General features: G+C 43.2%; 13 protein-coding genes. 10 read left to right on the top strand and 3 right to left on the bottom strand.

Going from position 1 to position 15,801, the window contains the following annotated elements:
• Positions 1-254 precede the first annotated feature (254 nt).
• Complete coding sequence (locus ACMXYO_RS00725) at positions 255-2,114, top strand: methyl-accepting chemotaxis protein (protein ID WP_415886524.1); 1,860 nt, start codon at positions 255-257, stop codon at positions 2,112-2,114.
• An 86-nt stretch (positions 2,115-2,200) separates the two neighbouring features.
• Here ACMXYO_RS00725 and ACMXYO_RS00720 read toward each other — a convergent pair whose 3' ends face one another.
• Positions 2,201-2,782, bottom strand: a complete 582-nt coding sequence (locus ACMXYO_RS00720) for a TetR/AcrR family transcriptional regulator (RefSeq protein WP_415886523.1) — start codon at positions 2,780-2,782, stop codon at positions 2,201-2,203.
• A 128-nt stretch (positions 2,783-2,910) separates the two neighbouring features.
• Here ACMXYO_RS00720 and yghU point away from each other — a divergent pair, with 128 nt between their 5' ends.
• From yghU to ACMXYO_RS00675, 9 genes are all read left to right on the top strand, one after another.
• The gene (yghU, locus tag ACMXYO_RS00715; protein WP_415886522.1) at positions 2,911-3,768 is read left to right on the top strand and encodes a glutathione-dependent disulfide-bond oxidoreductase; all 858 of its coding nucleotides are present in this window, start codon (positions 2,911-2,913) and stop codon (positions 3,766-3,768) included.
• A 54-nt stretch (positions 3,769-3,822) separates the two neighbouring features.
• Complete coding sequence (locus ACMXYO_RS00710) at positions 3,823-4,491, top strand: glutathione S-transferase family protein (RefSeq protein WP_415886520.1); 669 nt, start codon at positions 3,823-3,825, stop codon at positions 4,489-4,491.
• Positions 4,492-4,837: 346 nt separating this feature from the next.
• On the top strand, positions 4,838-5,128 hold the full coding sequence (locus tag ACMXYO_RS00705; protein ID WP_415886519.1) for a c-type cytochrome: 291 nt from the start codon (positions 4,838-4,840) through the stop codon (positions 5,126-5,128).
• Positions 5,129-5,141: 13 nt separating this feature from the next.
• On the top strand, positions 5,142-5,660 hold the full coding sequence (locus ACMXYO_RS00700; RefSeq protein ID WP_415886518.1) for a hypothetical protein: 519 nt from the start codon (positions 5,142-5,144) through the stop codon (positions 5,658-5,660).
• Positions 5,661-5,670: 10 nt separating this feature from the next.
• The gene (locus ACMXYO_RS00695; RefSeq protein ID WP_415886516.1) at positions 5,671-7,125 is read left to right on the top strand and encodes a cbb3-type cytochrome c oxidase subunit I; all 1,455 of its coding nucleotides are present in this window, start codon (positions 5,671-5,673) and stop codon (positions 7,123-7,125) included.
• A 1-nt stretch (position 7,126) separates the two neighbouring features.
• Positions 7,127-7,789: an SCO family protein gene (locus ACMXYO_RS00690; protein WP_415886515.1), complete on the top strand. Its 663-nt coding sequence runs from the start codon at positions 7,127-7,129 to the stop codon at positions 7,787-7,789.
• Positions 7,752-8,372 carry a hypothetical protein gene (locus ACMXYO_RS00685; protein ID WP_415886513.1) on the top strand — a complete coding sequence of 207 codons (621 nt, stop codon included), beginning with the start codon at positions 7,752-7,754 and terminating at the stop codon, positions 8,370-8,372. The genes ACMXYO_RS00690 and ACMXYO_RS00685 overlap by 38 nt, the downstream gene beginning before the upstream one ends.
• 43 nt (positions 8,373-8,415) lie before the next feature.
• A complete protein-coding gene (locus tag ACMXYO_RS00680; protein ID WP_415886512.1) occupies positions 8,416-9,171 on the top strand; it encodes a formate/nitrite transporter family protein in 756 nt (251 codons plus the stop codon).
• Between the two features lie 4 nt (positions 9,172-9,175).
• The gene (locus ACMXYO_RS00675) at positions 9,176-9,676 is read left to right on the top strand and encodes a DsbE family thiol:disulfide interchange protein (protein WP_415886510.1); all 501 of its coding nucleotides are present in this window, start codon (positions 9,176-9,178) and stop codon (positions 9,674-9,676) included.
• 78 nt (positions 9,677-9,754) lie between these two features.
• On the opposite strand, the gene ACMXYO_RS00670 is transcribed toward ACMXYO_RS00675, so the two are convergent.
• Both ACMXYO_RS00670 and ACMXYO_RS00665 read right to left on the bottom strand, forming a co-directional pair.
• Positions 9,755-11,491, bottom strand: a complete 1,737-nt coding sequence (locus ACMXYO_RS00670; protein WP_415886509.1) for a methyl-accepting chemotaxis protein — start codon at positions 11,489-11,491, stop codon at positions 9,755-9,757.
• Positions 11,492-11,906: 415 nt separating this feature from the next.
• Entirely contained in the window at positions 11,907-15,260 is a 3,354-nt protein-coding gene (locus tag ACMXYO_RS00665; RefSeq protein WP_415886508.1) for a response regulator, read from the bottom strand.
• Positions 15,261-15,801 lie beyond the last annotated feature (541 nt).

Raw genomic sequence — 15,801 nt, 5'->3', positions numbered from 1 at the left:
TAGCCATTGTCACCCAACACTTTTCTCAAAGTTACAGTTACACAAAAATCGTCCGGATAGATCGCCCTCCTCAGAGACAATCCTCAGCTCTTCCCAACATCGGATAGAGCTATTTCGATAAACCCTTGGACTGAATAGTTGCCTTTTTAATGGTAACCCTATGCACGCATATATAAATGCAACAGCAGTCCCTCTGCCTGCTAGTCGTTAAATAACGACCAGAAAATGCACCCTTTAAGATGTTAGGTGTTGAAATGACTATCAAAAGAAAACTGTTATTAATTTCGCTGTTTTTTATCGTTGGTATGCTGCTAATCATGGGTAGCAACCATTACTCTCTGAATAACATCAGCCAACTGAAAGCTTCGACTCTAGAGCTCAGTTATGTACAACAGGATTTACTGAATTTAAGACGTAACGAAAAGGATTTCTTCGAGCGTAAAGATCTTAAATACATACAACGATTTGATACTGGTGTAACCGCACTAGAACAACGCTCACATGCATTAGAAGAGTTAAAGCAGACGTTAGGACTCAGTGCTGACCATGATAAATTTCAACAATTACTCACAACCTACAACGAGCTATTTAAGAATTTTGTTAACACCCAAAAGGCACTTGGATTAAGCAAAAACGAAGGTGTGTTAGGCAAGCTTCGAAGTTCCGCACACAAAGTCTCTGCTGCACTAGAGGATCAACCAGTATTCCAAAATACGCTTCTGTCTTTACGCCGCCACGAAAAAGATTTTATGCTGCGTAAAGAATCAAAGTATGTCAGCAGTTTTAACGACACATACAACTCTCTGACAATTCAGCTAGAACAAAACAGTCATATATTTGGTGCGCAATTCACGCAACTGAAGTCGGACTTAGCTCTATACTCAGCAACCTTTAACCAATACGTTCAACTGACTGAAAAACTAGGCACCTCCCACCAGAAAGGCATTCGAAAGGATCTTCGAAACACAGCACATGAACTCGAAAAAGAACTATCAGGCTTAGCCGCTATACAAATACCGGAAGTGAAACAACATATTAAAAGTCAGCAGAGCATCATGCTGGTCATGGCTCTATTGATTATCATCATCGGTTTTACCTTCACAAGTATGACAGCTTTCAGTATTCAAAAACGCATAGCCCTAGTCGCCTCAGCCATGAAAAAATTAGGTCAAGGGGACGCTAACCTTAAGCAGAAAATCACCGTGGATGGTAATGATGAGATCAGCGACGTAGCGACAAACTGCAACCAGTTCATTGAGAAAACCCGATGCGTTGTATCCCAGCTGTTACTCAATGTTGAACAACTGAAACACGTTGAGGCCCAGCTTAGTTCAGTAGTCACTCAGGTTGATACGGATAGTCGTAGTCAGCACATCAGCACTGAAGATATGGCTGCAGTCGTTTGCCAAACCCGCCAATCAGTATCAGAAGTGGCACAGAGCGCTGCGACAACGGCTCATGCTACGTCGGAGGCACAGGAGCAAGCCAATTCAGGTCTAATTACGACCAATCAATGCGAACAAAGCTTTAAAGCATTTGCCAGAGATATTGAGGACTCATCAAGTACTATTAATCGGTTAAGTGAACAAACCAGTGACATATCAAAAGTACTGGTAGTTATTAGCGATATTGCCGATCAAACAAACTTACTAGCACTCAATGCTGCTATTGAAGCCGCTCGAGCAGGCGAGACAGGACGCGGCTTTTCTGTAGTGGCTGATGAAGTAAGGGATCTCGCTAAGCGAACCCAAAACTCTACTCAAGAGATCCAGAGCATTATCCTTAAACTACAAGATAGTGTTGCTGAAGCAGTTAAAACGATGGCCAGTAGCCAAACAAATGCCATTAAAGGTGTAGAGCAGATTACAGAACTCAACCACAAGCTAGTAGAGATTGATCATGCCGTAGCCAGCATCGCCACCATGAGCGAGCAAATGTCATGCGCTACTCAGGAACAACAATCCTCTGCAGAACGACTCGGGAACAATATAGAACAAGTTAGTCATGCAGCGACAAGGACAGTGGAAGGAATGCATGTTCTTAATCGCAGCCAAGATGAATTATCTGGATTAGTCCAAGAGATACAACGAACCTGCGGAGCTTTCCGCTGCTAAGTTATTTCTATAATAAGGGGCGATCAGCTAATAGCTGTCGCCCCATTTCTAAACATGTCCACTCCAATCACTAATCAATGATGTTTTTACACCATCGAAGCAATGGAATCATCGATCATTGCGGCCAAGTCATCTTCATCCGGTGAAACACGCGCATATACACGCAGGCCTATGAGCTGCATTTGGATATAACGGGCAAGGCGGGCAGCGTCTTTTGAAGAATCAACCTCGCCTGCCGCTTGCGCTTGCTCAATCAGCTGCGTGAGAGCCTGCTCCACAGCCTTCAGCAGTCCCTTCGCCTCATCCAGCAATTCTCCGTTTTCCTCTGTCAGTTCAGCAATGGCTTTGACCAACATGCACATCTCACTAGGCGTATCCTCTCTGCAATTTAAAACCACGGTTTTGATAAATGCTTTGATTGCAGCAAGCGGAGATTCAGACGTCTTAGTGCTTTCCATCAATCGCTCTAAGCTGGCTTTTGCATAATGATTAAGGCTCTCTTTAAACAGCCCCTCTTTACTTCCAAAGGCGGCATAGATACTGCCTGGACGCATATCAATATGGTCCTGCAAATTGCGCATAGACGTAGCGTGAAAACCTTTTTCCCAGAAAAGATTCGTTGCCTTATCCAGTACCTCAGAACGGTCATGTTTCAGAGTGTTAGCCATGATTAAAACTTCAGATTGAACATATGTTCAAATTTTAGCTTGAACACCCATTCAAGTCCAGTTAGGATAAAAATAGATGAACGGACGTTCAATTTAATTTTAGATCCGCTGATAAGGATAGAAGTCTTATGAACGCACAATACACCCCACCTGAAGTGTGGAAGCATGAAGAGGAAAACGGTGGCACGTGGGCAAGTATCAATCGCCCAGTATCAGGTGCGACTCATCAAGCAAAGCTGCCGAAAGGCAAACACCCACTGCAACTGTATTCGATGGGGACGCCTAACGGCCAGAAAGTCACCATCATGCTTGAAGAGCTGCTAGCAGCAGGCGTTGAACAGGCAGAATACGATGCCCACATGATTCAGATAGGTGAAGGCGATCAGTTCTCATCAGGCTTTGTGGATATCAATCCCAATTCTAAGATTCCAGCCCTTGTTGATAACTCAGACTCGACACCAGCACGCGTATTTGAGTCGGGCGCTATCTTGCTTTATCTCGCCAAGAAGTTTGGTCACTTCCTATCAGAGAACCCTAGCGAACAGACCGAACAACTGAATTGGCTGTTCTGGCTACAGGGTTCGGCGCCCTATCTAGGGGGAGGGTTTGGACACTTTTACGCTTACGCACCAGAAAAATTCGAGTACCCCATAGACCGCTTCACTATGGAGGTAAAACGCCAGTTAGACCTGCTGGATAAACAACTGGCGGACAATACCTTTATCGCAGGAAAAAACTACTCCATCGCAGATATAGCTATCTGGCCTTGGTACGGCGAGCTCGTCCGCGGTAACCAATACAGTGCCGCCACCTATCTAGATGTCGATAGCTATTCAAACCTGCAACGCTGGGCCGAACAAATCTCGCAACGACCAGCCGTACAGCGTGGTCGTATCGTCAATCGCACTTGGGGCGAAGCCTGGGAGCAACTACGCGATAGGCATCAAGCTACGGATATAGATCAAGTTCTAAAACTAAAACCCTGAACAATTACTACAAGCCATCTCAATTTACGTTAACTCAACAGGTTCAAAACGCTTATGCTTAAATTCTATTTTCACCCAACCCCTAATCCAATGAAGGTCGCGCTTTTTCTTGAAGAAGCTGGACTAGAGTATGAATTAGTCCCTGTGGATACTTTAAAAGGAGAACAACACAGTCCGGAATACGCGGCAATCAATCCAAATAGAAAAGTACCTGCCATTGATGATGAAGGTACAAAGGTCTTTGATTCCACAGCCATCCTCCTCTACCTCGCAGAAAAACATAATCTTTTTCTGGGGAATGCCGAAAATAAGGCTAAGTTACTCTCTTGGTTGATGTTTATTTCATCAGGCCTTGGGCCTTATTCGGGTCAGGCGGTGCATTTCCAGCACGCTGCACCTGAGAACCTACCTTACGCAATCAATCGTTATCGCCGTGAAGCAGCCCGCCACTATCAAGTGCTGGATGATCAATTGGCTAACAACACTTATATCACGGGTGATACGTACACCATTGCAGATATTGCCGCTTGGGGCTGGATTGACCGTGTGCTACCAGTTTTAGGCGAGAACGAGCTAGATAAATTCCCTAACCTATCACGCTGGTTTAAAACGGTAGATGCGCGCCCAGCAGTCGCAAAAGCCAGAAGTATCAGCGGTGATATCCTATTTAAAGCAGAAATGGACGAAGAAGCGAAACGCGCTTTATTCCCACAGAATTACTAAATCCGATTGATTCTCCTTGGCTCAATTTGTATATGAGCCAAGGAGCCTAAACTCGCAGAATTCACGCCATTTCGCATACCCTTTCCCCCTTCTCGCAAGCAAATAATTCAACCCAAAATTGCCAAAATACTTGACATATATACTGAGATTTTAATAATGTATTAAAAATACATTTATATTGTTATAGGTTTAACGCCGTGCTCAAAAGGTATCGGCGTTTTTTTCGAACATTAAAATGTATTTTTTATACATCTTAATGTGCATAGCATCGTTGATGCTCTAGGGACAGCATAAGGGCTTAGGAAGGTTTCGATTACAGGTGAGAGTAAGAACAATGAAACTAAAAATGAAACTACCGCTATTGGTATTACCGCTGCTTCTGGGGGAAGCCGTGTATGCCGATAGCCAAACAATCTACCAACAAAAGTGCATGGCATGTCATGACAATGGCGTAGCCGGTGCACCAAAAATGACTGATCGCGGCGCATGGACCGCCCGTTTGGCCGAGCGTGGTATTGAAGGACTGTACATCAGCGCTCTAAAAGGAAGAAAAGCTATGTCACCTAAAGGGGCCTGCTTTGACTGCAGCGATGAGCAGATTAAGCGGGTTGTTGATTTCATGGTTAAAGGCAACTAATAGCGAGTAATTTATGTTAGCGCAAAGTGTATGGATCTTAACCTTACTCTGCCTGGCGGTACTCGCCCCAGTGTTTGGTTATGTCATTTCCCGATCTACCGAAGAGTGCGATTACGCTGAAGTTCAGCGTAATTGGTACTCCATCCGAGCCAAGTGGTTTCTATTTCTTGTGGTGTTTGGCGTTGGTGTCACAGCGACGACGCTATTGCCTTACCCGCTGCCTCCACAGTTCTCAGAAACTGAGGGTGCCAGCCCAGTAAATGTGGTTGGCCAGCAGTGGTATTGGACCATTGACGATACAGAGTACGACGTTGGTGAAGCCATTGAGTTTCGTGTGACCTCAGCAGATTCCACCCATGGATTTGGTATCTATGACGAGAGCGGCACACTTCTTACCCAAACCCAAGCGATGCCGAAATACACCAACCGACTGGTGTATACCTTCGATAAGCCTGGCACCTACAAAGTGCTGTGCCTTGAATACTGTGGTCTGGCTCACCATGCCATGACAGCACAACTAACAGTCAAATAAGGAGGCATAGATGACTGAACAAATTAACTACAGTGAACAAGAGAATAAGCTTGCTTCACTGGGCATCAAAGCCTACCTAATGACAAGCATGCTAGTCTTCAGTTTGATGATGCTAGCCGGCGTCACGATGCGAGCAGCACAAGGTACGTTTATTGAAATTGGCGCTGACCTTTTCTACCAGATCATGACGGTACATGGTGCTGGTATGGTCGGCACAGCAGGCCTTGGGGGAACGGCTGTACTATGGTACTTCCTGCGTAAATACATCAACCTCAGCAGCAAAGTATTGTGGGTTAATTTCGCTATTTTCCTAGTTGGTGTTGTGCTGATTCTTAGCTCAATCTTTGTCGGTAAGTTTGCTGGCGCGTGGACCTTCCTCTATCCACTTCCAGCAAAATCGATGGGCGTTTGGTCAGTAGAATCTGCCGCCGTATTTATGCTCGGACTGTTGTTGATTGGTACCGGCTTCCTGATTCTTTACTTGGATATTGGCATCAAGCTAATTAAGAAGTACGGAAATCTAGGTAATGCACTGGGTTTACCGGTTGTATTCGGCATGAAGCCTGTCGATCCAGATCACCCTACGACAGTCGTTGCGGCGACCATGGTCCTGATTGTTAACTTTATTGGTATTGCTGCAGGTGCCGTTGTTCTGGTGCTGTGCTTATTCAATCTATACCAACCAGACTACGAACTTGACCCACTGTTGATCAAAAACCTGATCTACTTCTTCGGCCACGTGTTCATTAATGCGACGATCTACTCTGCAGTCACCGCTGTTTATGAACTGCTACCAAAATACACAGGTCGTCCGTGGAAGGTTTCGAAACCGTTCTACTACGCCTGGGCTGCAGCATCACTGATGGTAATGGCGGTGTATCCACACCACTTGTTGATGGACTTTGTGATGCCTCCTTGGCTGCTGGTTATCGGTCAGATCTTGTCTTACTGCAGTGGTATTCCAGTGCTAGCAGTAACAGCGTACGGCGCACTGATGATCGTTTATCGCTCTGGTATCAAGTGGGATCTATGTAGCTCTATGCTACTGCTTTCCATGTTCGGTTGGGCTGGCGGGGTTATTCCGGCAATCATCGACGCCACTGTGACAGTGAACAAAGTGATGCATAACACTATGTGGGTTCCTGGGCACTTCCACTTCTACTTAGTGCTTGGCTTACTGCCGATGATCATTGGTTTCTGCAGCTATCTAGCTGCTAATAGCCAACCATCTAAAGCAGGTGCTATCGGTAAGCTCGCGTTTACTACCTACTTTGTTGGCGCTATGGGCTTAATCCTGACTTTCCTAGCAAGCGGTGCAGATAGTGTGCCTAGACGTTGGGCAGTTCACTTGCCGGAATGGCAATACCTATCCCAGCTAGGTGCGATTGCAGGCAGTATGGTTCTGATCGGGTTCCTGATCTTTACCCTACAAAACCTAGCACGTTTACCAAAAGCGAAGATTTAAGATGTTCAAATCACTGATAAGTAGCGCAATTGTATTAGCGCTTGCGGGCGGCGTTTTCTACTACCAGACGCTTGGTTTTGAAGCTTATACAGCGGAAACCAAACGTCGAGTAGAAGTAGAGCGCAACCCAATACCGTCACCACAGGTGATTTTCCAAAACCAAGCAGGGGAGCTTGTATCTTGGGAAGCGTTTCAAGGTCAGTACGTCATTGCTGACTTTGTATACACCCGTTGTGAAACAGTCTGCCTAGGGCTAGGTGTCGAATTTGCTCGCTTGCAACGACAAGCTGCGGATCTTATCAGTGATAACCAGCTGCAATTGCTCACCATCAGTTTCGACCCTGAAAATGATGGGCCTGAGCAGTTGGCTGAATACCTTAATCGCTTTAAAGCAGATACTGCGTCTTGGAAAGCAGCTCGCGTTGAAGACCCAGCGCAGTTGAAGCACCTGAAAGAGACATTTGGCGTCATTGCTATCAATGATGGCGAGGGGGGTTATATCCATAACTCTGCTCTCCACCTTATCTCTCCAGAGGGCCAACTGATGAAAATTGTCGATTACAACCATGGCTCTGAGTTACTTACGAGTATTCGCCAGAACCTGACCCATTCGGTAGGAGGCACCCATGCAGCAGGCAATGAAGTGGCTATTACTACTTATTAATCTACTTTTGCTTACGGTCGGCCCATTGAGTGAGCTACTCGAAGAGCAGATGGTTCTGCATCTACTGTTTCAATTACCGGTATTGGTTCTATTTGGTTGGTTTGCAGGTGAGATGCTGTCGAAAAAGTGGCAAACCTCTGCGAATCAATACAACTGGCAAGGGATCACTGGAGTTGTCGTTATCACCGTAGTTGGGCTGTTCTGGATGTTGCCTAGCGCTTTGGATGCGGCTCTGGAGTCCAATATTTACGCCTTTGCAAAGGTAACTTCGATGTTACTGCTTGGCTGTACATGGTCGCTAACACATCGTTGTATTCATCCACTCGTAAAAGGCGTTTTTCTACTGGAACTATGGGCAATGCTTGGACGATTTGGCTACTTATTCAAAGTATCGCCAGATCGCTTATGTAATAACTATCTATTGGGTGAGCAGCAACTAGTGGGGCATATCCTACTGACGCTGTCGATCGTGATCGGCGCTTTATGGGTCGCCAAGATCCTGTTCGGTAATAACACAACCCAAGAAAAGACTGATATTCCATCTTCCCCTGAAGTTAAGGGCTACCTTCATGTATGTAAGTGAAATAACTAAATTCAGCAATCAAGCTAAACAGCGATGGGAACTGATGACAACACGGCCAAGTAACCTGCTTGTTGGCGCTATGCTTGCCGGGGCTTATGTTGGTTTAGGTATCATCCTGATTATGACCCTTGGACAGGACCTACCTGAAGAATTTAGAAAGCTAGTGATGGGGGCAACATTTGGGATCGCACTTACCCTTGTGGTGTTTGCCGGGTCAGAGCTTTTCACCGGCTATACCATGTACGGCACGATTGCTTGTCTAGAGCGGCAGCTGCCTGTCAGCGGGATGATCAAAATGTGCATGTGGGTCTGGTTTGGCAATCTTTTAGGCGCGTTAGTTCTAGGTTTGATCTACAAACTCGCAGACGGCGGGCTGATTAAAAGCGCCGATACCATTCTACATACCATCGCTTTCAAGAAGATGAATACAGATCTGGTTGCACTGTTTTTCCGCGCCATATTGTGTAACTGGTTAGTCTGTTTGGCTATATGGATCTCCGCCCGAATGAGTAGTGAAGCAGCCAAATGCATTGTTATTTTCTGGTGCTTATTCGCCTTTATTGCATCGGGTTACGAACACAGTATCGCCAATATGACAGTCTTTGCCTTGGCCCTTCTCTCTCCAGCCGTGGAAGGTATCTCATTCGCTGGCGCAGCCAACAATCTATTTTGGGTCACCTTAGGTAACGCCGTAGGTGGCGCCCTGTTTGTAGCGTTCGGCTATTGGTATCAGAGCAATCCGATTACGCCTAACAACACCATTGTTGATCAACCTAATCCAGAACAATCCCAAAGGTAAGCTTATGAATCTTTTTAAATGGCTGACCGCTGTTCTGATAGTAACGGTGGTAGGCGTACTTGCGAGTACAGAAACAGAGAACAATAACCAAGTTGAACAGGATAAAGCGGTGCCTACCATCGAACTGACAGATTTAATCACCGGAGAAGCAATTCAGTTAGACCTGATTGAAGGTAGCTACATGCTAAATATTTGGGGTAGTTGGTGTGTCGCCTGTGCCAGAGAGCATGATTTTTTAATTAAACTCAAAGAATCTGGCGTCCGAATTATTGGTATTTCCTATATGGATTCCGCTAACAACGCCTTGGAGTGGCTAAACAAAAAAGGGAACCCATTCGCTCGCAGTTTAATCGATTCAGAAGGGAAACTAGATCAGGCCTTAGGGATAAAAGGCGCACCTGAAACTTATCTGATCGATAGTTCAGGCCGCATACGCTACAAACATATAGGGATCTTGAACGAAGAAAATTGGCCCAATGTTGCGCAACTATTCAAGCAACTGTAATAACAAAAAGCCATAATAAAACAGAGAACAACTAAGACCAGTTGCTCTCTGTACCTACCTCACCACATTTGTCCCTCTCTAAACCCGGAAAGCACTGACCGTTTGATTCAGCCCTTCCGCCATTCTGGCTAGATCTAAACTAGCCTGAGAGGTCTCCTCCACACTTGCAGCATTCTGGTGACCCAGATCGTTAATATCGGTCACTGTTCGGGTGGAATCTTCACTGACAAGGCTCTGCTCTTCTGCAGCTGTAGCAATCTGACTCATCATATTATTTATATGACTTAACTGATCGACCACTTTGGATAAGGAATCAGAGGATCTCTCAGCCCCGTCTACCAATGACATCGCTTGCTTTTGGGTTTGCTGCATTGAGCTGACCACACGGGTAGAACCATCTTGTAGTCGTTTAATAATCTCTGATATTTCAGAGGTAGAGTTTTGAGTACGAGAAGCCAATTGCCTTACTTCATCAGCCACTACCGCAAAGCCTCGACCTTGATCCCCTGCCCTTGCCGCCTCTATGGCTGCATTTAACGCCAATAGATTGGTTTGTTCTGCAATATCCGAAATCACCTGCAGTACGGTACTGATCTCGACGGTGCTACTGTCTAAATCTTTCACCGTATCCGCTGAATTTTGCAGCTGATTCGATAACTGGGTAATGCTCTCAACCGTGTCGATTAGGATCTGGTTACTATCCTGCAATTCACCATCAGCTTTATTTACTGAATCATTCACCTCATTAATGTTCTGCGCCATCTCATTTGATGTAGCGCTCATCTGCTGCATAGATGCAGATAATGTATCGGTCTGTGTTTGTTGGTTTTGCACATGACAGCTACTTTCCGACATAGCTGTAGCGACTTCTTCTGAGGTTGCAGAAAGCTGGCTGCTGGTTTCAACAATATGCCCGATCGTTTTCTGTAATTCTTGGCGAGTTATTTCTTGAGACTCCAACATTTGAGAAATTTCATCGGCACCTGCGGTCTTAACATCATGAGTCAAATCACCTTCAGCTATATGACGCATACCTTCGACCGATAGTTTTAGTCTACTTGTGATATTCCGCGCGATTAGAACACTAAGCGATATACCGATGGCTAAAGCTGCAATCAGCGTAATCACGATATTGGTTAAAGCCGACTTTTCATGTGCTAAAGCCGTCTCGGAAGCTTCGAGGGAAAACCTTTCAATCTCTGCTAAAAGTTCTTCGAGATGCTTGGTTAATTTATCTGCTGCCCCTTCAACCTGAACAGCCAATGCTTCTGAACGTTCAAATTCTCGATTTTTAATCGCCTTCATTGCAGCAAGACCGTACTGCTGGAATTCTTCATGCTCCTTTTCAATCGCTTTTAACTGCTCCGCAACCATTTGAAATTCATCTGATTCACTGGCGTAAGTGGAAGAAATCAGTCCTCCACTATAGCCCTGAGACACATCTAAAATCATAGAAAGCTGTTTCTTAGTAGATCCTATGTGTTTATCAACTTTACGGCCGTATTCAATAAACTTGTCTTGTTCTTTTGAGAAGCTGTCCTGATAGCTACCATGACTGTTACCACTCTCGCTTTTCAACAGTCCGACTGTTCCGAAGTGAACTGCACGTTCAAAGTGGATTGTTTGCTCAAGCTGGTATTCCGTAATTTTGGTCATTTTCTCAAGCAGGGGGATATCCTTATGAGCAATACTCTCTAACTCTTTGCCAATCTGATCCATAGATACGATTGCAAGTGCTGAAGTGAGTAATAAAAGTGAGAGTAACGATAAAACGAGCAGGGCTATTTTTTTGGAAACCGAAATTTTATTTAGCATGGCGACTACTACCTCTTGATTCATCCTTGTGAGATTCCGTAACTCCATAGCCGTATAAAGCATGTTTATTCAAAATAAGCTTTATATCAAACGGGTATATCTAGTCTTTCAAGAGGTCACAAAATCCATTTTTTTTAAAATTCCTATCGGAATACATCTTAGGTATAGCACAGGGATTTCAGAATTCTAATGATGGAGATAAATATTTATTAGTCATTTTGAATAGACTTACAGCTGTCCTCATTAACGAATCAAAAGTCAGCCATATGGCGATAACTTATCCAATAGAAAAAATTGGTTATATATAAAACAAAAGAAATGAATGCTCTTTAACTAAGTAAGAAAATAGGCTAAAGAGTTTACTATGAAGGTGTTACTTCTGCTGTATTAGCTCATCTTGAAGTGCTACTGAATTTCATATGCCCATATCTTCTTTATATTGAGAGAGTGCGTCCAAAGCAAATTCAAATGAATAATTTGAAATAGCTTCAGAGAGGGTCCTCAAACGTATATTAGATTCCCAACCGGGATAAAGGTTACATAAGTCCTCAAACACCTTATTTGCCTTAACATTATTCGCTTGAAGCATTGTTTCTAACTCAGATAACAATAAGCAAATTTGACCGAGATCTAACTCAGACAGAGATGGATCTATTGATTCTGTATGCTTAGTTTTATTTTTTAAGTCATAAAATTTAGATAACTGGTTCAGTACAAATGTTAAATGCTTTAATGTGCCTTCAAAGGATATCGTCACAAGAGCAGCTTCACGATGGCAGGCGACCTCAAGATTCGAAGCAGCTTTTTGCAGTTCAACTAAACCTAAATTTCCAGCCGAACCTTTTAAAGTATGAGCTAACCTCTCCATTTTCACAGAATCCCTATCAGCTTGAGCTGCTATAAACGAAGGCTCAAATTCAGATCCTTTTGTAATAAACCGCTTTAATAACTTTTGATATAAATCTAAATTATGATTTGATATTTCAAGACCTGATAAAACATCTAGCCCCTTAAACGAGGGCAAGTTATTCATATCAGTCGGCGAAACTTTAGTAGGTATATGGTGATGAGTATTGTGGTTGAATCTTGGCTTAATCCAGTCACACAATGTACCAAATAGCTGGCTCATATTGATTGGTTTAACGATCAATTCATTCATACCCGCTTCAATAACTTTATCTCGATCCCCAGACATTACATTTGCAGTTAAAGCTAAAATAGGTAAGGAAATATATTTATCCAACTCCCGAATTTTTTTAGTGGCAGTATATCCATCCATAACAGGCATCTGACAATCCATCAGTACACCGTCATATTCCCTTCCTTCTAATTTCTCTAGCGCTTCCTTTCCATTGTTTGCAATCTCTACACTAATACTATGAGTTACCAATAGATCGGTTATCAGCTCCTGATTAAGCTCATTATCTTCTACAATAAGCAATTCAGCTCCGCCTAGTTTATCCACAACCATTTCAGCATCGTATGCAATCTCAGGGCTTTTACTTTTAGCCGTATCTAATACACTAGAAAATAGATTCGATAAGACCTCTACCACTTCACCTTTAAGTACAGGTTTAGAAACAACACCTGCTAATTTAATATCTGAAACTTCTTTAACCAAGCAGGGCTTACTCGAAGCTTTAGCCATAAGAATACAAGGTAAACACTCAAGGTTTGGATCAGTTTGGATTTGCCTTATTGTTTCCGCACCATTCATATCAGGCATATCCCAATCGATGAGCATTAGGTCGTAAATTCCAGATGCATGATCATTTCGCAAGACCTCAACTGCTTTATCTCCACTCGTAACAGCCGTAACCTTCAGCCCTAGGCTGAGTAATAGTTCCACCAAGAGATCTCTGGAAGTATCACAATCATCAACTACCAATGCTCTATATTGCTGCCCTCGATATACGGCGGAATCTTCTGTTTCCAGCGGCATAGGTACCATAAAAAAGAACTTAGCCCCCTCTCCTAGAGAACTTTTAACTCCAATTTCCCCTCCCATTAACTCAACCAACTGGCGTGAAATTGCCAAGCCTAATCCAGTACCGCCATATTTACGCGTTGTTGATACATCAGCCTGAGAGAATGGGTCAAATAGCCCCTCCTGTGCCTCTTCAGCGATACCTATCCCTGTATCTTCTACTGTAAATTTAACTCCGACCATTTCACCTTCAGCTTCATATTTTTCTACAGAGACCATTATCTCTCCGCCATAGTCAGTAAATTTAATGGCATTGCTGAGTAAATTGACTAGGACCTGTTGTAAACGCTGTGCATCCCCAATGTAATTAAGAGGTAACTCATTAGAAATTCTAAAGAAGGTTTCAATTCCTTTTTTCTCTGCTTCAATTCCTAATATGTTGCTTAAGTTTTCCAATACTTGATCAAGCCGAAACTTATCATGAACCAATTCAAGCTTTCCTGATTCCACTTTGGAAAAATCAAGTATTTCATTAATGATCACTAGGAGATTTTCAGCAGAGCGATGAACCTTTTTGATGTAATTACGTTGTGAAGAATCTAACAGCCCCTGCAAAGCCAGATGCGACATACCAATAATAGTATTCATTGGTGTACGAATTTCATGACTCATATTTGCCAGAAATTCACTTTTCACATTATTTGCAGCCTCTGCTGATTCTCTTGCATCCTGAAGCTTTTGCTCGGTGAACTTTCGTTCTGAAATATCTTCATAAACCCCAAGAATGCCAATCACCAGATTGTTACTATCTTTTAATGGCATTTTGCTGATATTCATCCAAACAAAGTTGCCGTCAATATCTAGCCTACGCCTATCTACACTTAAACGAGGCGTCATCGAGGTTAAAATTTCAAGATCAGTCGCACGAATACGATCAGCATATGCACGCCATATTAAGTCTTCATCTGTTAAACCTATTACTTCATGCGGATGTTTAAAACCTGCATCAAGAGCAAAAGGCAAATTGCAACCAAGATATTGACCATTGCAGCCCTTCCAAAATACTCTAATTGGAATGGTATCAATGACATTTTGAAGCATTAACTCCGATAGTTCAGCTTTCCCTCTAGCTTCATTAATCTCGAATGTTCGCTTATCTACAAGAGTCTCAAGTTGAAGGCGATGGCTGTTAAGCTCCACTACCTGTAGCTCAATCGATTGCCGCATTTCTGCCATTGCATGGCCTAATTTTTTTACTTCGCCAAACCCTGATAGTTCTAGCTTCTGGCTATAATCGCCTTGAGCAAGATAACCTGCATACCTGCCAAGATCATTAATCGGCCTTATGATGAAGTAGCTGACCATTGTGACTATAGCTATAACAGCACCCAATAAACTTAACCAGTAATAAGGCATACTGGAAAGATAGTCACTTGCCAAAGTATTTATCCCTGGAGTTAGATCTGATCGAATATAAAAAACACCTAATTTTTCATTTACCTGTGGGTGAAGGTGTACCGTCGTATAAGCATGAATAACTTGTCTTTCCGAATCGAGATAAGCCTCTACACCTGATGCCCGTAGTAGCGTGTTCTCTCTAGCGATCAAAAACTGATAATCTGTCTGAGTAAGTGCAAGACGCTCTTCATTGGTATCACTACTGAAAATTACTTGCTTATTATCATCAAGTAATAAGCTATTAACGACTCTGATTTGAGCAGATAGACCGGTAATAGCTTTTTCTACCTCGCGGTAGTTATCTACAGCTAAATAACGCTCAATTTCATCTTTTGTTCTTGAAGTAAGATAACGAATAGAACGTAAGTTATCCTGTTCAAACACATGTAAGCTGCTTTCCCATGCTAAATAACTCCCTATGATAAGTGAGCTACTAAAAAGCAATAAAGTTAAGACAGCAGTCCAAAGACGGAATGGTATAGAGTGAATCCTAGACATTGTTCAACCACTCATATCGACGGAGTTTTAAACAGTTTATAAAGATCTAATATACTTTCACTTAATTCGGAGCTATTGAGAGAGCTGTTTAACTGAAAAGAAATAATCAGCAAGGAAGGTAGGCAATTGTTAACAGGCTCTTGGCTACTATTTTTCACGATACTCCCTCCGTGGAATTTAAAAACAAAGGAGCTTCTACTCCTTTCCCCCATAAAATATGGATCCTAATCCGAACTCTACATAGGGCCTAATCAGATAAATATCCAGCTATTACTGCTATCAGGCTCAACAGCCATAACCACAAAACAAGGCATACTACTTTTGAGGTATATCGCTATCGAAAAAGACTAGTCCAACACCAGCTTTTTACAACTTTAAAATTCCTAATTCCTGTTTGAATGTTCGTAAAAAGCACACCTCTACTATC

It is taken from the genome of Neptuniibacter sp. QD37_6 (assembly GCF_047778085.1).
Classification (GTDB): Bacteria; Pseudomonadota; Gammaproteobacteria; order Pseudomonadales; family Balneatricaceae; genus Neptuniibacter.
Note: the sequence above shows the minus strand (reverse complement) of the source record. Positions and strands in the feature narration are given on the sequence as shown.